At 67.3% G+C, this 22,884-nt stretch carries 19 protein-coding genes and 1 pseudogene; 11 read left to right on the top strand and 9 right to left on the bottom strand.

All coding sequences use genetic code 11. The features are described from left to right. Positions 1 to 413: 413 nt before the first annotated feature. Positions 414 to 2,717: a response regulator gene (locus QZY44_RS17905; RefSeq protein ID WP_295449221.1), complete on the top strand. Its 2,304-nt coding sequence runs from the start codon at positions 414 to 416 to the stop codon at positions 2,715 to 2,717. Between the two features lie 64 nt (positions 2,718 to 2,781). Here the strand turns inward: QZY44_RS17905 and QZY44_RS17900 are convergent, their stop codons facing one another. Continuing rightward, the gene (locus QZY44_RS17900) at positions 2,782 to 3,504 is read right to left on the bottom strand and encodes a response regulator transcription factor (protein ID WP_295449218.1); all 723 of its coding nucleotides are present in this window, start codon (positions 3,502 to 3,504) and stop codon (positions 2,782 to 2,784) included. 204 nt (positions 3,505 to 3,708) lie between these two features. On the opposite strand from QZY44_RS17900, the gene QZY44_RS17895 reads away from it, so the two are divergent. The 4 genes from QZY44_RS17895 (at position 3,709) to QZY44_RS17880 (ending at position 12,616) form a co-directional block, all read left to right on the top strand. Beyond that, a complete protein-coding gene (locus tag QZY44_RS17895; RefSeq protein ID WP_295449216.1) occupies positions 3,709 to 5,592 on the top strand; it encodes an ATP-binding protein in 1,884 nt (627 codons plus the stop codon). A 71-nt stretch (positions 5,593 to 5,663) separates the two neighbouring features. Further along, positions 5,664 to 6,905, top strand: a complete 1,242-nt coding sequence (locus tag QZY44_RS17890; RefSeq protein ID WP_295449214.1) for an EAL domain-containing response regulator — start codon at positions 5,664 to 5,666, stop codon at positions 6,903 to 6,905. A gap of 43 nt (positions 6,906 to 6,948) precedes the next feature. Further along, positions 6,949 to 7,353 carry a response regulator gene (locus QZY44_RS17885; protein ID WP_295449212.1) on the top strand — a complete coding sequence of 135 codons (405 nt, stop codon included), beginning with the start codon at positions 6,949 to 6,951 and terminating at the stop codon, positions 7,351 to 7,353. A 76-nt stretch (positions 7,354 to 7,429) separates the two neighbouring features. Continuing rightward, complete coding sequence (locus QZY44_RS17880) at positions 7,430 to 12,616, top strand: PAS domain S-box protein (protein WP_295449211.1); 5,187 nt, start codon at positions 7,430 to 7,432, stop codon at positions 12,614 to 12,616. A 184-nt stretch (positions 12,617 to 12,800) separates the two neighbouring features. Here the strand turns inward: QZY44_RS17880 and QZY44_RS17875 are convergent, their stop codons facing one another. The 5 genes from QZY44_RS17875 to chrA form a co-directional block, all read right to left on the bottom strand. Beyond that, the gene (locus QZY44_RS17875; protein WP_295449209.1) at positions 12,801 to 13,169 is read right to left on the bottom strand and encodes a nuclear transport factor 2 family protein; all 369 of its coding nucleotides are present in this window, start codon (positions 13,167 to 13,169) and stop codon (positions 12,801 to 12,803) included. Between the two features lie 100 nt (positions 13,170 to 13,269). Continuing rightward, entirely contained in the window at positions 13,270 to 14,058 is a 789-nt protein-coding gene (locus QZY44_RS17870; RefSeq protein WP_295449207.1) for a lytic transglycosylase domain-containing protein, read from the bottom strand. A 202-nt stretch (positions 14,059 to 14,260) separates the two neighbouring features. Continuing rightward, a complete protein-coding gene (gene moaA / locus QZY44_RS17865) occupies positions 14,261 to 15,265 on the bottom strand; it encodes a GTP 3',8-cyclase MoaA (RefSeq protein WP_295449206.1) in 1,005 nt (334 codons plus the stop codon). A gap of 34 nt (positions 15,266 to 15,299) precedes the next feature. Beyond that, positions 15,300 to 15,551: a molybdopterin converting factor subunit 1 gene (gene moaD, locus QZY44_RS17860; RefSeq protein WP_295449204.1), complete on the bottom strand. Its 252-nt coding sequence runs from the start codon at positions 15,549 to 15,551 to the stop codon at positions 15,300 to 15,302. Between the two features lie 76 nt (positions 15,552 to 15,627). Then, positions 15,628 to 17,034: a chromate efflux transporter gene (gene chrA / locus QZY44_RS17855; protein ID WP_295449202.1), complete on the bottom strand. Its 1,407-nt coding sequence runs from the start codon at positions 17,032 to 17,034 to the stop codon at positions 15,628 to 15,630. Positions 17,035 to 17,711: 677 nt separating this feature from the next. Between chrA and QZY44_RS17850 the strand changes: the two genes are divergently transcribed. Beyond that, a complete protein-coding gene (locus QZY44_RS17850; protein WP_295449200.1) occupies positions 17,712 to 17,996 on the top strand; it encodes a hypothetical protein in 285 nt (94 codons plus the stop codon). Here QZY44_RS17850 and QZY44_RS17845 read toward each other — a convergent pair whose 3' ends face one another. The 3 genes and pseudogenes from QZY44_RS17845 to QZY44_RS17840 form a co-directional block, all read right to left on the bottom strand. Next, on the bottom strand, positions 17,997 to 18,176 hold the full coding sequence (locus QZY44_RS17845; protein ID WP_295449227.1) for a helix-turn-helix transcriptional regulator: 180 nt from the start codon (positions 18,174 to 18,176) through the stop codon (positions 17,997 to 17,999). Between the two features lie 85 nt (positions 18,177 to 18,261). Next, a pseudogene (locus QZY44_RS35860) lies at positions 18,262 to 18,354 on the bottom strand (DUF5615 family PIN-like protein); the annotation flags it as partial. Continuing rightward, positions 18,351 to 18,518: a DUF433 domain-containing protein gene (locus tag QZY44_RS17840; RefSeq protein WP_295449198.1), complete on the bottom strand. Its 168-nt coding sequence runs from the start codon at positions 18,516 to 18,518 to the stop codon at positions 18,351 to 18,353. The gene QZY44_RS17840 and the pseudogene QZY44_RS35860, both read right to left, overlap by 4 nt. 109 nt (positions 18,519 to 18,627) lie before the next feature. Here QZY44_RS17840 and QZY44_RS17835 point away from each other — a divergent pair, with 109 nt between their 5' ends. From QZY44_RS17835 to arsA, 5 genes are all read left to right on the top strand, one after another. Next, positions 18,628 to 18,948: a metalloregulator ArsR/SmtB family transcription factor gene (locus QZY44_RS17835; protein ID WP_295449196.1), complete on the top strand. Its 321-nt coding sequence runs from the start codon at positions 18,628 to 18,630 to the stop codon at positions 18,946 to 18,948. Then, entirely contained in the window at positions 18,945 to 19,448 is a 504-nt protein-coding gene (locus tag QZY44_RS17830) for an arsenate reductase ArsC (RefSeq protein WP_295449194.1), read from the top strand. Before QZY44_RS17835 ends, QZY44_RS17830 begins: the two co-directional genes overlap by 4 nt. Then, entirely contained in the window at positions 19,445 to 20,536 is a 1,092-nt protein-coding gene (gene arsB, locus QZY44_RS17825) for an ACR3 family arsenite efflux transporter (protein WP_295449193.1), read from the top strand. Before QZY44_RS17830 ends, arsB begins: the two co-directional genes overlap by 4 nt. A 228-nt stretch (positions 20,537 to 20,764) precedes the next feature. Continuing rightward, the gene (gene arsD / locus QZY44_RS17820) at positions 20,765 to 21,133 is read left to right on the top strand and encodes an arsenite efflux transporter metallochaperone ArsD (protein WP_295449191.1); all 369 of its coding nucleotides are present in this window, start codon (positions 20,765 to 20,767) and stop codon (positions 21,131 to 21,133) included. Further along, complete coding sequence (gene arsA, locus QZY44_RS17815; RefSeq protein WP_295449189.1) at positions 21,133 to 22,881, top strand: arsenical pump-driving ATPase; 1,749 nt, start codon at positions 21,133 to 21,135, stop codon at positions 22,879 to 22,881. Before arsD ends, arsA begins: the two co-directional genes overlap by 1 nt. Positions 22,882 to 22,884 lie beyond the last annotated feature (3 nt).

Below are 22,884 nucleotides of genomic sequence, written 5' to 3'. Positions count from 1 at the left end.
CTGGTACGGGTCTGCGAATGGCTGGACGGAACGCCCGTGGCGCCGACCAGACGCTCGCGCTTTGCCAGGTTGCAGCAGGCTGCCTGAGGGGGCCGGAGAATTCGCCACCAGTGTCAGGAACGAACCGCACCGCAGTCCGCATGGTGCGGTTCGTTCCTCACCGCACCCTACAGGAGCCATTGTGGCCGGAACAATGATCAAAGCCATGGCCGACTACCTGGCCGGCTCTGCCCGCCCCACCCACCGTCCAAGCCAGCCGGAACGGCCCCCACACGCGCCGACAGGCACCGCGCCGGCCGTTGGGACATAATGCGGCTTGACCTCGGCCATATCCGCGCGGATGGGGCAATGCTCAAGGTCTTGCGACCATCGTCCAGTGCCGCGCCAGCGCGGGAACCCCCGGACCCCAACCCATGTTTGAGCCACGCGACCAAACCCCGCCGACCCGCTCCCCGAGCCTGGGCGCGGACCAAGACCGGCAAGTCCAGGCCGATCTCACCCGCCTGCTCTACGATCAGGTCCGCCCGGGCATCGTTATCACTCTGGTCAACGCCATTCTGGTGGCCGGCGCGATGACTCTGGTCGCCAGCCCCACGGCGGTCTGGACCTGGTTGGGCTCGCTCGTGCTCATCCTCGGCGCCCGTATCCTGCTGGTCGCACGTTTCCACCGCGACCGCGCCACGGCTGCGGACACGTGCTGGACCCGACACTTCACCCTGGGCGCCGCCGCCACCGGGCTCGCCTGGGGGCTGGCCAGCCTGCTCCTGCCCGATGAGGATGTGTCCTATCAGGTCTTCCTGGGGTTCGTGCTCTCCGGCATGGTGGCGGGGGCCATCCCGACCTTGAGTCACCACCTTCCGGCCTACCGCGCCTATCTGCTCGCCGCCCTGGTCCCCTTCGGCGCGCACCTGGCGGTCATGGGTGACCACCTCGCCGACACCTTTTTGTTCATGTTGGCCCTCTTCGGGCTCTTCATGTGGGTCAATGCCGGCCGCTACCATCTCACCCTGCGCCGCTCACTGGAACTGGGCTATGCCAACCTGGACCTGGTCGCCGACCTGACCCGGGAAAAGGAACGGATCGCGGGGCTGAACCACCAGCTGGCGCGCGAGGTGGATGAGCGGCGCGCCGCCCAGCAGGCATTGGTCAGCGCCAAAGAGGTGGCCGAGTCCGCCAGCCTGGCCAAGAGCCAGTTCGTCGCCAATATGAGCCACGAGATCCGCACCCCCATGAACGGTGTACTGGGGATGCTGGAGATGCTCGCCCAGTCGACTCTCGACACCGCCCAGCGCGGCTATCTGGAGATCGCCCGCAGCTCGGCGGAGGGGCTGCTGACCATCATCAACGACATCCTCGACTTCTCCAAGATCGAGGCCGGCAAGCTGAACCTGGAAGCCATCCCCTTCGACGCCCGCCTGCTGGCGGAGGACGTGGCCGCACTCTTCAGTGCCAGCGCCCAGAGCCGACACATCGAGCTGGCCTGCTTCGTGGAGCCCCAGGTCCAGACCCGGGTCCTGGGGGACCCGACCCGCCTGCGCCAGGTCATCACCAACATCCTGGGCAATGCCATCAAATTCACCCACCAGGGGGAGGTACTCATCCATGTAAGCGAGTGCACCGGGGCAGCGACACCCGTGACCCTGTGTTTCGCCATCAGCGACACCGGCATCGGCATGACGCCGGAGCAGTGCGAACGGCTCTTTACCCCCTTTGTGCAGGCGGATGGTTCCACCACGCGGCGTTTCGGCGGCTCCGGACTCGGACTCACCATCAGCAAGAACCTGGTGGAGCTGATGGGCGGCACCCTGGAGGTCCACAGCACCCTGGACCAGGGTTCGCGCTTCCTGATCCGCATCCCCTTCGCGCCCCAGTCGGACACGGGGGCGGCACCGCCGGAGAACGGACTCGATGGGCGGCGCATGTTGGCGGTGGACGACCACCCGACCAACCTGGAGATCCTGGGCCACTACCTGCGCGGCTGGGGCGTGCGCTACACCTGTGTGACCCACGCCGCGGAGGCCCTGACGCACCTGCGCTTGGCCGCGCGGCAGCAGCAACCGTTCGAGGTCGCCATCCTGGACATGCAGATGCCGGACATGGATGGGCTGGAACTGGCCCGGGCGATCCGGGCGGACCCGGCCATCCCCCCCACCCGGCTGGTGCTGTTGAGTTCCGTCGGCCAGGGCGTCGCGGCGGACTCACCGGAGATCGACCTGGCACTGAGCAAGCCGGTGCGGCTCGCCCTGCTGCGCGACGCACTGTTCCAGTTGGTCCACGGCCGCACCCCGGAGCCGACCGCCGGCGCGCCGCAGCACCCGACCCGGCAGCTGACCGGGCGCATCCTGCTGGCGGAGGACAACCTGGTCAACCAGAAGGTCGCCTGCGGCATGTTGCGCAAGTTGGGGCTGACGGTGGAGGTGGCGGACCACGGTGCGGCGGCGCTGGAGCTGATCGCCCAGCGCTCCTATGATGCCGTGTTGATGGACGTGCAGATGCCGGTGATGGACGGATTCGCGGCAACCCGGGAACTACGCAGCCGTGAGCAGCACTCTGGGGGGCCGCGCCTACCGGTCATCGCGATGACCGCCAACGCCATGTCCGGGGACCGCGACCTCTGTCTCGCGGCCGGGATGGACGACTACATCCCCAAGCCGGTGCGGCTCGCCGAATTGCACCGTGTGCTGGACCACTGGCTCGCGGTGCCGTCAGCACCCTAGTTAATCCTGTCCAATTTCACGCCACCGGCTCGACCGCCCCCGTGGTATCGGGAACTGTGCTGCCTCAGCCCGCCAGGTCGCCCGCCGCCGCGCCCTCCTCGCCCCTGAGTAAGAGGACATAGCCGCGCCCGCGCGCGGCGGCGATCACCAGCGCATCGATTCCAGCCTCTTCGAGCTTGCGACGGATGTGGCCCACATGGACATCCGCGGCACGATTGCCCGGCCCCCAATGAACGCTGTTCAGCAGGTCACCGCGGCCGACCGGGCGGCCGGCGTGCCGCATCAGTCGAGCGAGGATTCCGGCCTGGGTCTCAGTCAATTCCACCGCCGGCCCGTCGCCGTCATCGCGCACCACACGGGTCGCCAGATCCAGCACCACCGGACCGACCCGCAGCCGGCCCTCCGGGTTGGGCGCCGGGCAGCGGCGACGCAGGACGGCGCGCACCCGGGCGCGCAATTCACCCACCTCGAATGGCTTGGTCACATAATCGTCGGCGCCCGCATCCAGGCCGCGGATACGCTCGTCCGGGTCGTCGCGGCCGGTGAGGATGATCAGCGCCACGGGCGTGGTCGCCCCCAGTTCCCGGGCCAGGTCCATCCCGTCGTCGGCCCCCAGATTCAGATCCAGGAGCACCAAGTCGGCCCCCGCGTTGCGGTAGATACGGCGAAACTCAGCAGCACTCGGCGCCAGCGCGGTATGGTGGCCGTCGAGTTCCAGACAGCGGGCGATCCCCCGCGCCAGCGGGAGATCGTCCTCGACGATGATGATGCGGACGGGGTCGGTCATGGTCGGTCCTGGCGGTCGGTGTCGCGCGGGGGCTGGCCCGGCGCCCGGTCCCGAACGCCAATGGGGCCAGTGTCAGCAGCGCGCCCCGATGTTGCCCATCAAGCAGTCACTAATCGGGTATTCTGACATCTTCTCGGCGATTTACACAAATTCACTTCACAGCTCATCTGGCCGGGCATTAAGCTAGTCGCCGGGTGGCGGCGTTTGGCCCCTACCGGCGACCTCGACACCATGGCGGCCCCCAATGTACGTACACCCACCGACACCCCAGGCCCCGATCCCGGCCTCACCGCTCGCTGCCCCGGCACCCCGGCCCTCATGGCAGCGCTGGTGAGTTACAGCACTGACCCAGCGACGGCCAGCCAGGACAGCACCGCCCGGCGACGCAGCGCCATCGACTCCTGCGGCGACGCGGCCGAGTGCGACACCGCCACCCCCGCCCTGCGGCGTTACAACACCGACCTTAAGGACTTCTCGGACCTGATGGCCGGCTATCGCCCGCCCCACGAACAGATCCGCGCCCTGCTCGACTTCGCCTGCCGCAGCCTGGAGGCGGAGGGGGCGGCCCTGGGCGAGATTGCGGACGCAAGTTATCGGGTGCTCACCAGCTTCGGGGCCGCGGGGACCGGCAGCGGGCCGGTGCTGGCACCGGGCGTGGTACTGGCCCTGGGGGCGGCAGAGCTCGCCGCCATCCACGACCTGGAGCAGACCGAGACGGCGCCGCCAGGCGCACCCACACGCCCCTGCGCCTTACCGCCGCACACCGCCTTCACGGCCGCCACCCTACTGCGCTGGACCGACGCCGAGGGCCTGGCGCATCTGGGCGCGCTGTCCTTCGCCCCCGGCCCCGGCGGGGACGCGACCACCACCGAGAAACGTCAGATCATTGCGCTCGTGGGCCAGGGCATCGCCTCCAGCCTGCGGGAACGGGCGGTCCTGGACGGACTGCTGGCCGCCCGCCAGCGGGAAATCATCGGCCACCTGGCGAGTGGCGTTGCGCACGATTTCAACAACCTGCTGGGTGTGATTGACATCAACCTGGACTATCTCACCGACCTGCTCGGCGCCCGCACACTCCCCCCGGAGGTCGGCGAGGTGTTGGAGGAAACCCGACTCGCCGCCCGCCACGCCCAGATGGTGACCGCCGGCCTGCTGTCACTGAGCCGCGGGCGCCGACTGGCCACCGGTCCGACGCCGGTATCCAACGTGGTGGAACGCTTCACCCGCACCCTGGCACGCATCCTGCCGGCGCAGATTCTGGTCAAAACGCAGGTGGCCCCAGGGCTCGTCGCCCTGGCGGACGAGGCCCTGTTGCAGACCGCCCTGCTCAACCTGTGCATCAATGCCCGTGATGCCATGGGGGGCCGCGGGACCCTGGGCATCACGGTGGCACGCATCACGCGCACGAGCGCCCTGTCACTGACCCTGGGGCGCCTGGACCCAGGCGACTATGTGGAGATCGCGGTCTCCGATACCGGGGTCGGCATGTCGGGGGAGGTGCTGGGGCATATTTTCGAGCCACTGTTCTCCACCAAGTCCAGCGGCCGGGGCACCGGTCTGGGACTCTTCATGGTACGTGAGTTCGCCGACCGCTGCGGGGGCGCCGTGGGAGTGGAGACCCGACCCGGACGGGGCAGCCGCTTCGCGGTCTACCTGCCAGTCGCCACACTGCCCCCGCCGGAGGCGGCCCGGGTCGCCCCCTGCGTACCGCTCCCGTCGCTGTCGGCACGGGTGCTCTTGGTCGACGACGACCCCGGCATCCGCGCGGTACTGCGCCGCACCCTCGAGGCCCACGGACTGCGGGTAGACCAAGCGGTGAATGGCGCCGAGGCCTTGGCCTGGCTGGAGGGCGGGGCGCCCTGCGACTTGGTGCTGTCCGACATCGTCATGCCGCAGATGGACGGGATCGAACTGCACCGGCGCCTCTCCCATGCCATCCCGGGCTTGCCAGTGCTGCTGATGACCGCCGACGAGCACCAGAGTGTCCAGGCCGCCGGACTGCCGGTGGACACGGTGATCCTGTTCAAGCCGCTGGTGACCGAGATCCTGTTGTCACGGATCCAGGAGCGCTTGCAGCGTCGAGGGTGAAGGCTGAAGGCTGAAGGCAGATTTACAGTTTTTTACTGGCCGAATCGACTCGGTACAGTAATAGTCAGCACATGAACCTGATCTGCCTCGACGATGACCCCCGAATGGAGCCCACCCTGCGACGCTTCGTCCTCGGTCTGGGTCATGGCGTGCGTTTCCACACCGCCACCGCCAGCTTCAAGCTGGACGTCGCCGCGCAGTTGCCTGACTTGATCATGCTCGACCTGGAACTCGGTCAGGAAAATGGCATTGATGTCATCCACTGGCTCGCCCAGCGCGCGACGGCGCCCCCCCTGATCCTGTTCTCCGGGCACGGTGACGACCTGCTCGACACCGCCCGGCGGATCGCCTGCGCCAGCGGGATGACCGTCCTGGGGGCCATCAACAAAGGCCAGATCGTCCGCGACCTGCCGGCCCTCCTGGGTCAAGGCCAGCGGCCGCACCCAGCGGCGCCGCCGACCCCGGCCGCCGCGCTACCACACCTGACGGCCGCCGACCTGGAGCGCTTCATCCGGGAGGACCGCATCGAGCCGCACTTCCAGCCGATCGTGGACCCCAGCGATGGGCGCCTGTGCGGCGCCGAGGTTTTGGCCCGGCTGCACCTGCCCTCCGGAGTGCTCCTGGGCGCCTCCGCCTTCATCCCGCTGGCGCAGTCCACTGGCCTCTTGATGGCGCTGACCGAGGCGCTGTTCGCCCGTCTCATCGGGCTCAATGCAGAACTGCGGCCGCTCGCGCTGCGCTATCTGTCGGTCAACCTCTGCGCCGCCGCCCTCGACCGGGACCAGGAGCGGGCCGTCATGCTGGTTCGCGGACTGCTGGTCGGACTGGGCGACTGCTGCGGGCTGCAGGTGGAGTTGACCGAAACCGCCACCATGGCCGATTCCCAGCCGGCGCGGGAGCTCACCGCCCAACTGCGCCTGCTCGGGGTGACACTTGCGATGGACGACTTCGGCACCGGCTATTCATCGGTGCGCGCACTCACCGAATTGCCCTTCGACACGCTGAAGATCGACCTGTCGTTCGTCTCGGAGATGTTTGACTCCGCCAAGGCCCAGAAGGTCTTGCAGGCGATCGTCAACCTGGGTCACAACCTGGGACTCACCGTCGTGGCGGAGGGTGTGGAGACCGACGCCCAGCGACGTTTCCTGCTCGAGCACGGCACCGACCTGGCCCAGGGTTATCTCTTCGGCCGCCCGATGGACATCCAGGCGCTGATTCGCACCTACTGCCCGGCGGCCCCCCCCCCCTGCGGCGATGCAAGCCTGAGGGCCCCCTTCACGTTTCTTGCGGACTCATTGCCGGATCTGGGATAACCGATTCCAATCCCCCGTTTTGCACCCCGTGGAAGCCAATCCGATGCCCAGCGACACCCGACCCCGCGTCGTCCTGATCGACGACGACCCGCGCCTGCTCCAGGCGACCGCCCGCCTCATCGGTACCTGGGGTTACCGCTGCCAGACCTTCATCGAGGGTCGCACCGCCCTGATCGCCATGGCCCAGGACCCGCCGACCGTGCTGCTCGTGGATATCTACATGCCGGACCTGGACGGCTTCGAGGTGATCGCGCGCATGCGCCGGATCGCCCCCGGGACGCGCATCATCGCCATCAGCGGTGATATCGTCCGGGGGCACCCGACCAATGCCCTGGCCGTGAGCGAACAACTGGGGGCAGACGCCACCATTCAGAAACCGTTTCGACCGGAGCAATTGCGCGCTCTGCTCGGGCGCTGGTGTAGCGCCGAGGTCGAACCGGTCGCCTGAGCGGCGCCGCGACGCCCACAGGCTGCTGGGCGTTGCGGCCTGAGCACCGATCGACTGGGGGATCAGTACAACCGCCATGGACACCACCCCGAGCGCCGCGCCGCCCCCAACACCACCCGCCGCGGGCCCCACGCTGGCCCGGACGCTGAGCGCCACGGCAGCGCTGGCCCTGCTGGCCCTGGCCGGCAACCATTTCAATCTGTCGCTCCTGTTCGGTGTCGATCTGCTGTTCGGCTCAGTCGCGGTGCTGTTGGCACTGGTGTGGCTCGGGACCTGGCCCGGACTACTGGTGGCCCTGATCGGGGGTAGCTATACCTGGTTGCTGTGGGACCACCCTTATGCATTGATCATCCTGGTCGCCGAGGCGGCTGCCGTGGCATGGCACCGCCGACACGCGCAACGGCGGGGCTGCGACGCACCGCCGCTGGCGGTCTCGGTGTCGCTGTATTGGTTCCTGATCGGTATCCCGCTGGTCCTGCTGTGTTACCGGGTCGGGCTGGGGATGGGTTGGTCACAGACCCTGCTGGTGGCCCCCAAACAGGCCCTCAACGGCATCCTCAACGCCGGCCTGGCCGATCTGGTCGTGTTGGCCGCCGCGGCCCGCTCCGGGCGGCGCGGCGCGCTGCCGGGCGCCCAGGTCCTGTTCAGCGTGCTGCTCTCCGGTCTGTTGCTGCCGACCCTGTTGCTGACGGTCTGGCAGAATCAGGACATCAAGGACCATCTGGAGCGCGAGCAGGCCGCGAGGCTGAATCTCTTCGCCCTGACTGCGGCCCATTACCTGGGCCCCCAACACTACCCACACGGCCTGAGCGCGGCGGAGCTGGACACTGAGCTCGCTGATCTAAAAGGATACCTGACTGCGGCCTTGCCAGCGGGCAGCGATTCACGGGTGCAACTGGTACCGAACCCGGATCCGCCATCACCCACCGTGGCGGACCCGCAACACGGGTCGCCAAGCGCAACGACGATCATCGGCCAGCCGCCCCCGCAGCGCACCGGCATACCCACCGGAACCGAGGGGTTGCAACTAATCCTGCCGGGGGGAGAGCTCCCCTCGCGCATGGCCCGGTGGCGCCTGGCCCATTACCGCATGCAGATCCCCGTTACCCTGGCGTCTGGGCGAACCCATCTCGTGGTGGAATTCAGCGCTGCCCCGCTGATTGATGACCTGCAGCAAACCGTCACGCGGCGCTTCCTGGCACTCCTGGTCCTCGCCGGATTGGGCATCACGCTGGCCCAGGGGTTGAGCCGGTGGCTGGTGCGCCCCCTGCAACGGCTGGTGACAGTCACCCGCGCCCTGCCTGCGGCGATCGGCGAGGCCAGACCCTGGCCCGCGCCCCGGCCGGGCCTGCTGGCCGAGACCGGCCAGTTGACGGATGCTGTGCAGGAGATGGCACAGTCCCTGGCCGCCAGCTTCCAATCACTTCAGGCCGAGCAGGCGCAACAGGCACACCAGCGCTCCCTGGTCGAGCGCCAGGCCGAGGCACTGGCGCAGAGCGAGTCACTCCTGCTGGAGTCCCAGGCCATCGCCCATCTGGGCAGTTGGGAGCTGGACCTGGCCACGGGGGCGCTGGTCTGGTCCTATGAGACCTTCAGGGTGCTAGGTTACGTGCCCGGAGCCCTGACGCCCACCCTGGATGCCTACTTTGCGGTCATACCCGCGGATGACCATGCGTCGATCCACGCCGCGCTGGAGAGGGCCCGCGGCCGGCCGGGGTTGACCCAGACGGTCGAGCACCGGGCACAGGGACCAGACGGGGTCCCGCGCACCCTGTTGACGACGGGGCGGACAATCCTCAATGCCGCGGGACAGGCCCTGCGCCTGACCGGCAGCATCCAGGACATCACCGATCGCAAGGCGGTCGAACTGGCCCTGGCCGACCAACGGCAACGGCTGGCGAACATCATCGCGGCGACCCGGGCGGGCACCTGGGAGTGGGAGGTGCAGACCGGCGCCACCGTGGTCAACGAACGCTGGGCAGAGATCGTCGGCTATGACCTGGCCGAGCTGGCACCGATCAGCATCCAGACCTTGACCGACCTCACCCACCCCGCTGACCTGCAACGGTGCATGGACCTGGCGCAGGCGCATTTCAGGGGCGAGCTTGCGGATTACGAGTGTGAGCTGCGCATGCGCCACAAGGACGGACACTGGGTCTGGGTACTGGACCAGGGCCGAGTCATGGAGTGGGATGCACCAGGGGTCCCGCGGCTCATGTCCGGCATCCACCAGGACATCACCGAGCGCAAGCAGGCCGAGCTGGCGGTGGCCGGGCAGGAGTCCATGGTCAGCGAACTGCTGGCCCTGGCCACCGAGTTCGTCGGGGTGCCCGATCTGGAGATTGCGGCCCTGACCGCGCGGGCGCTCGAGCGCGTCGGCCGCTTCGCCCACGTCGACCGCAGCTACATCGTCCGGTTCGACACCTCTGCCAACACCCTCACCAACACCATGGAGTGGACGGCAGCGGGCATCGCCCCCGCGCTCGCGCTCAACCAGGCCATCCCCTGTGCCGAACTGCCGGCCCTCATGGAGCGGCTACCGCTCGGGGAGCCCATCGTGGTGCCCCGCGTGGCAGAGCTCCAGCCGGACTGGTCCCGGGAGCGGGAAATCTGCAACGCTCAGGGCATCGCCTCGATCCTCATCGCCCCGCTGATCGTCGGCGAGCGACTGCTCGGCACCATCGGCTTCGACGCCGTGCACACTCCGCGTGACTGGTCAGCGATGGAGGTGCGTTTCCTCCAGGTCTTAGCCAGCATCCTGGCCGGCGCAGTGGACCGGGCGCAGACCACCGAGGATCTGCGCGCGAGCAACGCCCGCTACGAGCAACTCGCCCACCAGAGCCGCTCCATGAGCTGGGAAATCGACCCCGAAGGCCGCTATACCTATGTGAGCCCGGTCTGCGAGCAGGTCCTGGGCTACCGACCGGAGGAGCTGATCGGCGGCCATTTCTACGACCACCTCGCCGGGCCCGACCGGGAGCAGGTCAAGGCCGCCATCTTCGCCATCATGGAGTGCCGCGAGCCGCTGCGCGATTTCGACCGACTCTGCCTGGGAATCGATCACTGGCGGGTCTGGCTGACCACCAGCGGGGCGCCGCTGTTGGCCGCAGACGGCACCTATCTGGGCTACCGCGGCATCGACACCGACATCACCGATCGCCACCTGGCCCAGGAATTGATCAGGGAGAGCGAGGCGCGCCTGAACGCGGTGTTCGAGAACGCCCCCATCGGCATGGCCCTGATCGCGGCCGACCGGCGTTTTACCCTGGTCAACCGGACCCTGGCGACCTTCCTCGGCCGCTCCCAGGAGGAACTCACCGGATCGCGGTTCGATGAGGTGACCCACCCGGATGACCTGGGCCACAACCTGGACCTGTTCGCCGAGTTGCAGGCCGGCCGGCGCGCGGACTATCGCATCAAGAAACACTATCTGCGCCCGGACGGCGCCATGGTGTGGGGCGACGTACGGGTCACCCTGCTGCCGAGTCGCCCTGGCGCGCCGCCGACGCCCTTGGCGATGATCGAGGACATCACCGATCTGCAGGCCGCCACGCAACGCCAGCACGCCCTGGAGGAGGCCCTGAGCCGCCATGCCGCACAGCTTGAACAACTGGTGGATCTGATCAACCAGGCGCTGCCGCCGGCGCAGAAGGACCGGGCACTGCTGGGGCTCGGCTGCCGCAGCCTGGGGGTCGCGGCGGCGGTCCTGGGGCTGGTGACGCCGCAGCGCGAGCACCAGGTCCTGATCGCGGTCACCGACCCGGACCTGGGCCCGAACCTGGGCACAGACCTGGACGCGGGCCCGGATGAGCCCCGGCCGGCCCAACTCGCAGCCGTCCTGACGCAGACCCTGGCGCACCGCGACCACCCCTGCGTCCTCACCGCCGAACAGCTACCGGGGGCCAGGGTGAGCGCGGGTTTTCGCTCCTGCGTCGGGCTCGCCTTCGACGGCCCGCGCCTCAGCGGACAGACCGAGACGCTGCTGCTGTCACTGTGGGGACTGGAGCCCGTCCTGGAGCTGGGGGACCCCGAGCGCCAGATGCTCCGACTGATCGCGCAGCGCCTCGCCGCGGTCCGTTATCAGGAGCAGATCCAGCACGACCTGGTCAAGTCCCGGGAGCGCGAGACCATCGGTCACCTGGCCAGCGGGGTCGCCCATGACTTCAACAACCTGCTGGGAATCATCGACGCCAACCTCTATTTCCTCGGCACCACCCTCCCAGGGGCAGATAGCGACCCCGAGATCTGTCAGGTGCTGGAGGAGACCCACAGCGCCCTGGGCCAGGCCAAGGTCATCACCTCCGGGATGCTGTCGCTGAGCCGCGCCGGCGGGGTCCCCCTGGGGCCAATCGACCTCGCAGAGACCATCGACGAACTGGCGCGTATCCTGCGGCAGGTCCTGCCCCCCGCCATCCGCCTGACCGTCGCCATCCCGCCCGGGCTGCGGGTATGGAGCAACGCCGGATTCCTGCAGGCGGCACTGCTCAATCTCGCGCTCAATGCCCGGGATGCCATGCCCCAGGGGGGCGAGCTGCATATTGAGACGGCGGACCGCCACTGGACCGGCCAGCCCCCACTGGCGGTTGGGGCACTTACGCCAATGGACTGCGTCGAGTTGCGGGTGTGCGATACCGGCAGCGGCATCACGCCCGCGATCATTGAGCGCATTTTCGATCCGCTGTTCTCCACCAAGGCCAAACAGCGCGGCCATGGACTGGGGCTCTTCATGGTGCGGGAGTTCATCGCCCGCTCTGCGGCCGGGCTGGAGGTGGAGTCACGCCTGGGCCACGGCAGCTGCTTCCGGCTGCTGTTGCCGCCCGTGTCCGCGGACTCAGCGACACCCCGACCCGACCCGCAGTCTGTCCCGCCGGGCGGCGACACCGACGCCCTGCCCCCGGGACTGCGGGTGCTGCTGGTGGACGACGACCCGCGGGTGCGGGAGGCGGTGGCCCGGCTGCTTACCCTCGAGGGGGTGGTCCTGGCGCAGGCGGAACACGGCCAGGCCGCGCTCGCACGCCTGGCCCAAGACGGCGGGTTCGATCTGGTATTATCCGACATTGCGATGCCCGGCCTCGACGGGATCGGCCTTTACCGACACCTCGCCCGGGAGCGACCAGGGCTGCCGGTCATCCTGATGACCGGCCAGGACAGCACCCTGGCCGTCACCGACGACTTGCCCGAGCACCCCCTGGTGCTGCGCAAACCACTCGACCCGGCAGCCCTGCGTGCCGCCATCCGCACGCGCGTCGTGCACCCCCAATGAACGCGCACAGGGCAGTTGTCACGCCAAGGCACCAAGCTCACCATGGCTTTTCAGTGGGTTAGTTGGCTGGGCGATGCGCTCGCGGGTGCTCTGATGACGTCACCTACCCGATGATATTTCTTGGCGCGCTTGGCGCCTTGGCATGAGCAATTGCCCGCCTTGGGATGAACAGAAATCGCACCGACTAGACATGGGGAAACAGTTCGCGATAGGGCGAGGCGTCGAATATCGCCTCGATACGCAGGATGCGACCGTTTTCGACGTGCGCCCAGTGGACGGCATCCACCGACAACTTTTCGGAGATCTGGATGCGGTAGGTCAGAAAATGACAGACGTCCAGGCCATCGACGAAGACCTTGCGGACGGCAACCGACTGCACGATCCCACTGGAGTGGGCGCCGTACTGGATAAACTGGTCGGCGCTCTCGAACATGGCGATGGGACTGCGAAAGCTGAAACCCTGATCGGCGAGCAGCGCGCGCGCCCGCTCGAAGTCGAAGGCATCCCGGGCCGCGAAAAAGGCCTCGACAACAGAAAGCGGGTCAGCGAGCACGTTGATACTCCTAAGGAGCAGAGGTGGTGGCGACGATGGTGCAGGGTTTTCCCGCATCCGTCCAGCACCGCAGGGCGGACCGGCACGCACGCGGGCGCTCTCAGCGCAGCGAGCGCCGATCCAGCTCGAACATCGGGCGGCTTTCCGGACCAACCGCGTGCAGGGCGGGATTGAGTGAGTACAGGGCCAGGGTCGGTTTGACTTTGAGCGACAACAGGGAAGGGTCGAGATACCTCTTGAGCAGGCGCCTGGCCTGGCCCCGGTTGCGCATGCCGCGCAGGGCATGGACCTGGGACAACGCCCCCGTGGTGGGCGCGGCACCACCGCCGCGACGATAGCTGCTGATCACCGCCTCGGTGTAATCCAGGGTTTCCTGGTAGGTGACATGGCTGTTGGTGCGGTCCACCACGCCCTCACCGGCGTTGTAGGCCATGATCACGCGGCCATAGTCGCCCTTGTACTTGTCCAGCAGCCGCTTCAAGTGGCGGGTACCGGTGCGCAGGTTGGTCTTGGGGTCAAACAGGGCCGTCGTTGAGGTCACCCCATAATCACCGGCGGTCGCCGGCATCACCTGCATCAGCCCGACCGCACCCACGCGCGAGACCGCATGGGCATTGAAGTTGGACTCCGCGCCGACCACCGCGCGCACCAGTTCCCGCTCCACCCCATACTGCTTGGCCACCTCATCGATCATGGTACGCACCTGCTCGCGGCTCGGCGTGGCGCCACCGGGCGGACTGGGCAGCGGCGCCCGGACCGGGGCCGCGGGGAGGGCCGCCAGCGGGTCCACGGCCGGCGCCCCCGCCTTGGCCTTCGCAGTCGGCGCGGCCGGGCAGGCCAGGGGGAGCAGGACAAGCAGCCACAGGGTGCGGATCACGACAGGGTTCATCTTGGCTCCGGCGAGATTCTTGACTTGGCGTGGGCGCGGTACAGAGGCAGCAGCAATCCACCGGCCGGGAGGGACCCCGGGGCGGGTGCGCGCCGTGCCGATGCGGATCAGACGACAACGGGGGCGCAAATTCAAGTACCTTTATGCAATACTTCTCAGACTACCGAAAGGTGGCGGTCGCGCCCGCTGGCCGCGTAGCGCCTTAACCCCCGGTCGCGGCCATGCACCGCACCAGCTGCGCTGCCTGGTCTTCGAAGCAATGACGCTCGGGCTTCAGGCGCACGGCGGCCCGCAGGTGCTCGGCAAGCTCGGACACGGAGGCACCGGCGCGCAGCAGTGGACGCAGTGCGACGCTGTGTGTCTGACCCAGGCACAGGTGCAGGGTCCCGTCTACGCCCAGGCGCACCCGGTTACAGGTCTCGCAAAAGTGTTGAGACAACGGGGTGATGAAACCGATGCGGGTGTCGGTCTCCGCGACCCGGTAATAGCGGGCGGGGCCGCCGCCGGGCATGAGGTCCGGAATCAGGTTGAAGTGTTCTTGCAGGCGGCTTCTCACGGTCTCCAGGTCGAGGTAATAGTCGCGTTGGGCGTCGCGCCCCGCGGTACCCATGGGCATGGTTTCGATCAGGCGCAGGGTGAAACCGTGAGCGGCACAGAAGGCCAGGATCTCGGGGAATTCGTCCTCATTGACCCCGCGCATCGCCACGGTATTGACCTTAATCGGGGTAAAGCCCGCGTCCTTGGCGGCCATGATCCCGGCCATGACCTGGGACAGGCGGCCGCCGCCGGTCAGCTGGGCGAAGCGCTCGGGTCGCAGGCTGTCGAGGCTCAGATTCAGCCGCCGCACGCCGGCCCGGAATAGGGGTGCGGCCTGCGCCTGCATCTGGGTGCAGTTACTGGAGAGCGAGAGGTCGTCGAGTCCGGGCAGGGCGGCCAGACCCGCGGCCAACTCCGCGAGACCGCGGCGGACCAGGGGCTCGCCGCCGGTCAGGCGCACACGCCGCACGCCCAGCGCCACGAAGGCGCCCACGACCCGGACGATCTCATCGAAGGTCAGCCAGTCGGCGGGCTCCTCGAATGACTTGTAGCCCTTGGGCAGGCAGTAACCGCAACGCAGGTCGCAGCGGTCCGTGACCGAGAGGCGCAGATAGTCGATGCGGCGCCCGTAAAGATCCGTCAGGCTGTCTGTCAGGCCGGTTGGGATCATCGCCGTTAGTCTCCGCAACCGGGCTGGTCGCCCGTCACCCGCCGGTCACGGGCGGAAAGAAGGCGACCTCGTCGCCGTCCGTGACGACTGAGTCGGGGCTTGCGATCTCCTGATTGATCGCGACCATCACCCGCTGGCCCACTCCCATCGCCGAACTCCAGGGTTCGCCCCGCGCGCGCAACTGCTCGAGCAAGACGGCTGCGGCTTGGGGTGCACGCCAGTCGAGCCGCTCGCTGTCGCACTTCAATGCCTCGCGAAGACTCGCGAAATAATGGATGTCGATCATCGCTGGCCACCGTTGCAGCAGAAAGGTTGCGCCTGAAGTCACAAGGGGCGAGCCGCTCGCTGGTTCAGGATAACAGTCAGCTGCGAAAAAAGTAGTGCGAAAAGACGAGTCCGGCCAGGGCACAGGCACCGATCACCTGGATGACGTTGATCTTGTAGCGCCACAGGGCCAGGAAGGCCGCGAGGGTGATCAGCAGCGAGAACCACTCAAAGCGCCCGGCAAAGGGGGCCGCCGCGGACCCCGCGGGCCACAGCACATGCCATGCAAAGAACAAGGCCAGGTTCAGGATCACACCCACCACGGCGGCGGTGATGGCCGTGAGCGGGGCGGTGAACTTCAGGTCCTGCCGGGTTGCCTCGACGATCGGGGCACCCACCAGGATGAAGATAAAGGAGGGCAGGAAGGTGAAAAACGTCGCCACGCCCGCCCCGGCGATGCCGGCCAGGACGAGGGACTCGGGACCGAACAGCTCTTTGGTCCAACCGCCGACGAAACCGACGAAGGCGACCACCATGATGAGCGGCCCGGGGGTGGTCTCCCCCAGCGCCAGGCCATCGATCATCTGCTGCCCCGTGAGCCATCCATGGGTTTCCACCGCACCCTGGTAGACATAGGGCAGCACTGCATAGGCCCCGCCGAAGGTCACCAGGGCGGCCTTGGTGAAGAACCAGCCCATCTGGGTCAAGGGTCCGGCCCAGCCGAGGCTCAGATACAAGGCCCCCTCCGCCAGACCCCAGAGACCCAGACCCACCAGGCTGTAGCGCAGGGTGCGCGGCCAGGAAAACCCGGCGTGCCCCGGTAGCGGGGTGTGGTCGTCGATCAGGGCCGGCCCATAGGTCTGGTGAGAGGCCCCGTGACCGCCGCCCGTCTTGAACCGATCCGGGGCGATGCGCCCACCGATCACACCGCTCAGACCCGCCGCCAATACGATGGCAGGAAAGGGGACGTGCAGCACAAAGATCGCAACGAATGCGGCCGCCGCAAGCGCCCAGAGGACCGCGTTGCGCAGCACCCGCGAGCCGATCCGCCAGGCGGCAAAGAGCACAATCGCGGTCACCGCGGGTTTGATCCCATAGAGGATGCCGGCGACCACCGGCACATCGCCATAGACCAGATAGACCCAGGTCAGAATGATCAGGATCCCCAGCGAGGGCAGCACAAACAGGACCCCGGCCAGGATGCCGCCCAGGGTGCCGTGCATCAGCCAGCCGATATAGGTCGCCAGCTGCTGCGCCTCCGGCCCCGGTAACACCATGGCATAGTTCAGGGCATGCAGAAAGCGATGCTCGCTGATCCAGCGCCGGCGCTCCACCAAGTCGGTGTGCATCATGGCGATCTGTCCCGCCGGACCGCCGAAGCTGACAAAACCGAGCTTGAGCCAGTAGCGGAAGGCGGCGAACAGTGAGATCGGGTCAGGCGGGGTCTGGGGTATGTCTCGGGACCCAGGCTTGCATGAGGCGACCCCTTCGGCGGCGGTAGACATGAGTGGACCTCGGTTGGTGGATGGTATCGCAAGCAGGGAAAAGACCACGAAGTCAATACCATGGACGTTCCAGGCAGTATCCCCTCGCGCGTCAGCATAGGTGAACTTGCCTCCTGATGCCTTGCCTATTCCGCGATATGTATATCAGTGGGAGGGCGGAAGGCCACGGGGCAGGATCGGGATGTTACAGAAGGATCTTGATCATGGCTCAGGCCAGCCCGCAGCTAACATGCGTCGCGGCCTGGGGGCCGCTCCTGCCCCCGTAGGAGCGGCCCCCAGGCCGCGACGCGCCCCCATCAGAGCCAGTGGCGGCAGTCACGAGAAAACACCTTACAGTCTTCATGCTTGACGCCCTGAGCGCGACTAAACTCAGGGGAAATCGCCTGTCCTGAGCGGCTGAATTTCCAACCCATTTCCAGCTTAGCAAACGCCGGCAGGCGCACTTGATCGAAAGATGCGGAGGGTCGAGTGCCCTGTTGACGAACCCTGCCGGTGTGTGCCGGCGGGTCCTTGCCTTGCGCTCGTGACTCTTTACAGAGCGTTAACCAAGCCGGGAACCCCCCCGGCTCTGCCGGGGGATCGTTACTGAGTCCTTGCGGAGCTCCAGGGGGGCTTGCCGGGCGGTCGCCGGGTCTTTGGCGGCGTTCCGCGGATCTTGCATCGTTGACGTCGCCCATGTGGTCGACCCCAGCAGTTGGAAGCCCGTGTTGAGCGTCCTGATGCAGACCGGGCACCCGATCATCGGCTGGACCAAAGGCAAGGCCGGTAGCATTGAGATCTGGGGGAACCGGAATGACGGCCACAATTTCGTCTTCCTGATCATCAACACCGAGCCGAACACCACCGGCCTCACCCCGCTGCCCGTCCCCGGCACCAACGCGGCCTGGCGCTACAAGGCCATCTACCGCCTCCACGATGAACAAGTGGGGCAGTGGAGTAAGGACGGACGTAAGTGTAGTTGATCAGGCCGCCAGTTCGATGCGAATATGCCGCCCCAACGCCTTGGCGGCCTTCTCCAGCGTCAGCAGGGTCACGGAGGTATTGTCCGGGTCCAATAGACGATCCAGGGCACTGCGGCTGGTGCCCATGCGCCGCGCCAGGTCGGCCTTGGTCAACTGCTGTTGCGCCATTTCCTGCTCCAGCCGGAAGGCGATGACGCGCTTGATTCAGTATGCGGCCTTCCTGTTGGCAGATGGCATAGAGGTCCGGATCGGGGCTACCGCCCATTCGCTGGTCCAGCACACTCATCGCATCGTGACCAGCGCTCAGCAATCGTTCGGTGGCCTCGCGCGGCAGATTTTCATCAACCTTGAACCTCATGCCGCATTGCGCTTTGGGAGATCGACGACCTGTTCGCGCGCCAGTTCGGCGGCATACCCGATGGCCGCGCGGATATCGTCCGGGGTCAGCGATGGATAGCTGTCGCTGATCTCCTGCGCAGCCAGTCCAGCAGCGAGGTTGTCAAGGACGACGGACACCGGCACGCGCGTACCGCTTGCGCTGTGGTGGGTAAGAGGCTAACCCCCTTGGTGTTTCCTGGCAAGCTTGAAATCCCGCTTGCGCATCCTCTAAGACTTCGATAATGTTGGAAACATGGAAATTAATACCGCCGTCTCCGCCCTCGCTGCCCTGGCCCAAGAGAGTCGCCTGGCCGTCTTCCGCCTGCTGGTGCAGAACGGCCCGGTGGGGCTGACCGCCGGCGTGATCGGGGAGCAGCTCGGCCTGCCGGCGCCGACCCTGTCCTTTCACCTCAAGACCTTGGCGCAGGCCGGGCTGGTGAGCGCGGTCCAGGAGGGCCGGTTCGTCCGCTACCGCGCCGAGATGGCCGCGATCCAGGCCCTGGTCGCCTTCCTGACCGAAAACTGCTGCGGCGGCGATCTCAACCGCTGCCTGCCCAACGAGAACAATCCATGACAACGCGCGTCCCGCTCAATGTCCTTGTACTGTGCACCGGCAACTCGGCCCGCTCCATCCTCGGCGAGGCGCTGTTCAATCACTTAGGTCAAGGGCGGGTGCGGGCCTGGTCGGCCGGCAGCCGGCCGGCCGGGCGGGTGAATCCGGTGGCACTTGAGACACTGGAGCAAAACGGCGTGCCGATGCTAGAGGCACGCAGCAAGTCCTGGGACGAGTTCGCCGCCCCCGGCGCGCCGCGGTTCGACCTGATCATCACCGTCTGCGGCAGTGCCGCGGGCGAAACCTGCCCGGTGTGGCCCGGTCACCCGGTCACCGCCCATTGGGGGATTGACGATCCGGCCCATGTGGAGCCCCTAGCGGCGCGTCGCGCGGCGTTCGAGGTGGCCTACCATGAACTGGAGTCCCGCATCCGTGTCTTGCTCGCCCAGCCGTTGGAGTCCATGACGCCCGATGAGCGGCGGACCGCGGCGCGTCGTACCCATGAGGCATGCAGCCAGTGACCGCCCAATGCGAAGTGACTGCCCGGGCCGCGGCCGGTAAACGGCTGAGCGTCTTTGAGCGTTATCTGACGGTCTGGGTGGCGCTCTGCATCCTGGTCGGCATCGGGCTGGGCCAGGTGTTTCCCGGCGTCTTTCAGGCCATCGGGCGACTGGAGGTGGCCCGGGTCAATCTGCCGGTCGGCCTCCTCATCTGGGTGATGATCATCCCGATGTTGATGAAGATCGACTTCGGGGCGCTGCATCAGGTGCGTTCACACTGGAAGGGCATCGGTGTCACCCTGTTCGTCAACTGGGCGGTCAAGCCATTCTCCATGGCGCTGCTGGCCTGGCTGTTGATCCGCGGGGTCTTTGCGCCCTGGCTGCCGGCTGAACAGCTCGACAGCTTCGTGGCCGGGCTGATCCTGCTGGCCGCCGCGCCCTGTACCGCGATGGTGTTCGTGTGGAGCCGGCTGTGCGATGGCGACCCCTTGTTCACCCTGTCCCAGGTGGCACTCAACGACACCATCATGATCTTCGCCTTTGCGCCGATCGTGGCGCTGCTGCTCGGGCTCTCGGCCATCGTCGTGCCTTGGGCAACGCTGTTGACCTCGGTGGTGCTCTATATCGTCATTCCGGTGGCACTGGCCCAGGCGTGGCGCTGGTTTCTGCTCAAACAGGGGCCTGATCAGAGTCAGGGGCGGTTCGATGCGACCCTGGCCACGCTCGGGCAGGCGTCCATTGTCGCCTTGCTCGCCACCCTGGTGCTGCTGTTCGCCTTCCAGGGCAAGGCCATCATCGAACAACCGCTGGTGATTGCGATCCTGGCGCTGCCGATCCTGATCCAGGTCTTCTTCAATTCCGGGCTGGCCTATGGGCTCAATCGGCTGGTCGGTGAGAAGCATTCGGTGGCGGGTCCCTCGGCGCTGATCGGGGCATCCAATTTCTTTGAATTGGCGGTGGCGGCGGCGATCTCGCTATTCGGCTTCGAGTCAGGCGCGGCGCTGGCGACCGTGGTCGGCGTGCTGATCGAGGTGCCGGTGATGCTGCTGGTGGTGCGGGTGGTCAATGGCAGCAAGGGTTGGTATGAGGGTGGCCGTGTTGCGGCTTGACCTTGATCATCGTTCCGGCCACTGGAGGTCGAGGCTTTAGCCGGTCGGGCGTGCAGGCGCCACCGATATTCTTGGACAGGTCGGAAGCCGCCACCGGCTAAAGCCTCGACCTCCGGTTGGTCACTGATCGCCACTGGCCGGTATCGGTCGCCCTGAAGGGCGACCTACAGTGCGCTTTTCGCATTCTTCGCGGACCGATTTCCGCATCCAGTCTCACAGGTGATTATCATGAAAAAGCTCGAAATCTTCGATCCCGCCATGTGCTGTTCCACCGGCGTCTGCGGGGTGGAGGTCGATCCGGTGCTGGTGGCTTTCAATGCCGATCTGCAATGGCTTGCTGAGCAGGGAGTTGAGGTCAGCCGGCACAATCTGTCGCAGGAACCCCAGACCTTTGCGGCGAATCCCTCAGTACTCAAGGAACTGGAGGCCGGCATGGAGCGGCTGCCGCTGACCCTGGTCGACGGCAAGGTGGTCGCCACCGGCGCCTATCTCTCGCGTGCCCAGTTGGTACAGAAGCTGGGACTGGCGCCGGTCGCGGCCCCGTTCCCCGTCCAGGTCGGCTCCGGCTGCTGTAAGCCCGGCAGCGGGTGCTGCTGATGGCCATCCCACTGGTCGCGACCCGCCATTTCTTCTTTACCGGCAAGGGCGGAGTGGGCAAGACCTCGCTCTCGTGTGCGACCGGCCTGGCGCTGGCGGATGCCGGGCGGCACGTGCTGATCGTCAGCACCGACCCCGCGTCCAATCTGGATGAGGTACTTGGCGTGGCCTTGGGTCAGACCCCGACGTCCATCCCCGGCGCGCTGGGACTTTGGGCGCTCAACATCGACCCGGAGGCGGCGGCCCACGACTACCGTGAGCGGATGGTCGCACCCTACCGCGGCATCCTGCCTGCCGCCGCCATCGCCAGCATGGAGGAGCAGTTCTCCGGTGCCTGCACGGTGGAGATTGCCGCCTTCGACGAATTCTCCAAGCTGCTGGGTGGGCCCGCCGCGACGGCGCAGTTTGATCACGTGATCTTCGATACCGCCCCCACCGGGCACACCCTGCGCCTGCTGACCCTGCCCTCGGCCTGGAGCGAGTTCATCGACTCCTCCACCGGCGGCGCCTCCTGCCTCGGCCCGCTGGCCGGTCTGGAGAAACAGAAGGCGCTCTATGCCGCGACCGTCGCCCGGCTGGCCGACCCCGCGGAAACCACCGTGGTCCTGGTGAGCCGGCCGGAAACCGCCGCCCTGCGCGAGGCCGAGCGCACCCGCGAGGAGCTGGCCGCGCTGGGTGTCAGCAACCTGCAACTGGCGCTCAATGGCGTCCTGGCCGTCGGCGCGACCGACGATACCATTGCGGCTGCGATGATGGCGCGCGGCGCCGAGGCCCTGGCCGGGATGCCGGCCGGTTTGGCCCGGTTGCCGGTGACCAGCACACCGCTGCTGGCCCTGGGGACCGTGGGGCTTGACGCCCTGCGTCTGATGGCCGATCCCGAGCGCGCCGTCCCGGTCAGGTTTGAACTTGACAATGAAACCGCCCTGCCCGCCCGCCTGTCGGCCCTGGTGGACGAACTCGCCCAGGCCGGGCGCGGCGTCATTATGACCATGGGCAAGGGCGGAGTAGGCAAGACCACCGTGGCGGCGGCCATCGCCGTCGCGCTCGCCCGGCGGGGTCATGCGGTGCAACTATCGACCACCGATCCGGCGGCCCATGTGGCTGAGGCGATTGGCGCGTCCATCACCGGTTTGAGCGTCGGTCGCATCGATCCGCAGGCCGAGGTTGCCGCCTACCAGGCGGAGGTGCTGGCCAAGGCCGCGCCCAACCTGGACGCCAATGGCCTGGCGATGCTCCAGGAAGACTTACGCTCACCCTGTACCGAAGAGATCGCCGTCTTCCGCGCCTTCGCCCGCGCGGTCGATGCCGGCCAGGAGGGCTTCGTCGTGCTCGACACCGCCCCCACCGGGCACACCATCCTGCTGCTGGATGCCGCCGAGGCCTACCATCGGGAGGTGTCGCGCACCCAAGGGGAAATGCCCGAGGCCGTGCGGCAACTGCTGCCGCGCTTGCGTGACCCGGCGCTCACGCGTGTGCTCATCGTCACCCTGGCCGAGGCGACGCCGGTGCATGAGGCGGAACGCCTCCAGGCGGACCTGGGCCGGGCCGGCATCGAGCCCTTCGCCTGGGTCATCAACCAGAGTCTGCTCGCCAGCGGCACCCGGCATCCGCTCTTGCGCGAACGCGGCGCCGCTGAGATCCCCTTTATTCGCCGGGTCGCCGACCAGCTCAGCCGCCGTTGCGCACTGATTCCGTGGTTACCCGAGGCGCCAGTGGGGGCGCAAGGGCTGGCCCAGTTGCTGCGCTGAGCG

Source organism: uncultured Thiodictyon sp., assembly GCA_903837595.1.
Taxonomy (GTDB): Bacteria; Pseudomonadota; Gammaproteobacteria; order Chromatiales; family Chromatiaceae; genus Thiodictyon.
The sequence above is the reverse complement of the archived record's forward strand: the minus strand, read 5'-3'. Positions and strand labels throughout refer to the sequence as shown.

Bases quoted from the DNA above. Each gene is read 5' to 3' on its own strand.
- QZY44_RS17905 (WP_295449221.1), top strand. From the start codon at position 414: ATGTTTGAGCCACGCGACCAAACCCCGCCGACCCGCTCCCCGAGCCTG.
- QZY44_RS17900 (WP_295449218.1), bottom strand. From the start codon at position 3,504: ATGACCGACCCCGTCCGCATCATCATCGTCGAGGACGATCTCCCGCTG.
- QZY44_RS17890 (WP_295449214.1), top strand. From the start codon at position 5,664: ATGAACCTGATCTGCCTCGACGATGACCCCCGAATGGAGCCCACCCTG.
- QZY44_RS17885 (WP_295449212.1), top strand. From the start codon at position 6,949: ATGCCCAGCGACACCCGACCCCGCGTCGTCCTGATCGACGACGACCCG.
- QZY44_RS17880 (WP_295449211.1), top strand. From the start codon at position 7,430: ATGGACACCACCCCGAGCGCCGCGCCGCCCCCAACACCACCCGCCGCG.
- QZY44_RS17870 (WP_295449207.1), bottom strand. From the start codon at position 14,058: ATGAACCCTGTCGTGATCCGCACCCTGTGGCTGCTTGTCCTGCTCCCC.
- moaA (WP_295449206.1), bottom strand. From the start codon at position 15,265: ATGATCCCAACCGGCCTGACAGACAGCCTGACGGATCTTTACGGGCGC.
- moaD (WP_295449204.1), bottom strand. From the start codon at position 15,551: ATGATCGACATCCATTATTTCGCGAGTCTTCGCGAGGCATTGAAGTGC.
- chrA (WP_295449202.1), bottom strand. From the start codon at position 17,034: ATGTCTACCGCCGCCGAAGGGGTCGCCTCATGCAAGCCTGGGTCCCGA.
- QZY44_RS17835 (WP_295449196.1), top strand. From the start codon at position 18,628: ATGGAAATTAATACCGCCGTCTCCGCCCTCGCTGCCCTGGCCCAAGAG.
- QZY44_RS17830 (WP_295449194.1), top strand. From the start codon at position 18,945: ATGACAACGCGCGTCCCGCTCAATGTCCTTGTACTGTGCACCGGCAAC.
- arsD (WP_295449191.1), top strand. From the start codon at position 20,765: ATGAAAAAGCTCGAAATCTTCGATCCCGCCATGTGCTGTTCCACCGGC.
- arsA (WP_295449189.1), top strand. From the start codon at position 21,133: ATGGCCATCCCACTGGTCGCGACCCGCCATTTCTTCTTTACCGGCAAG.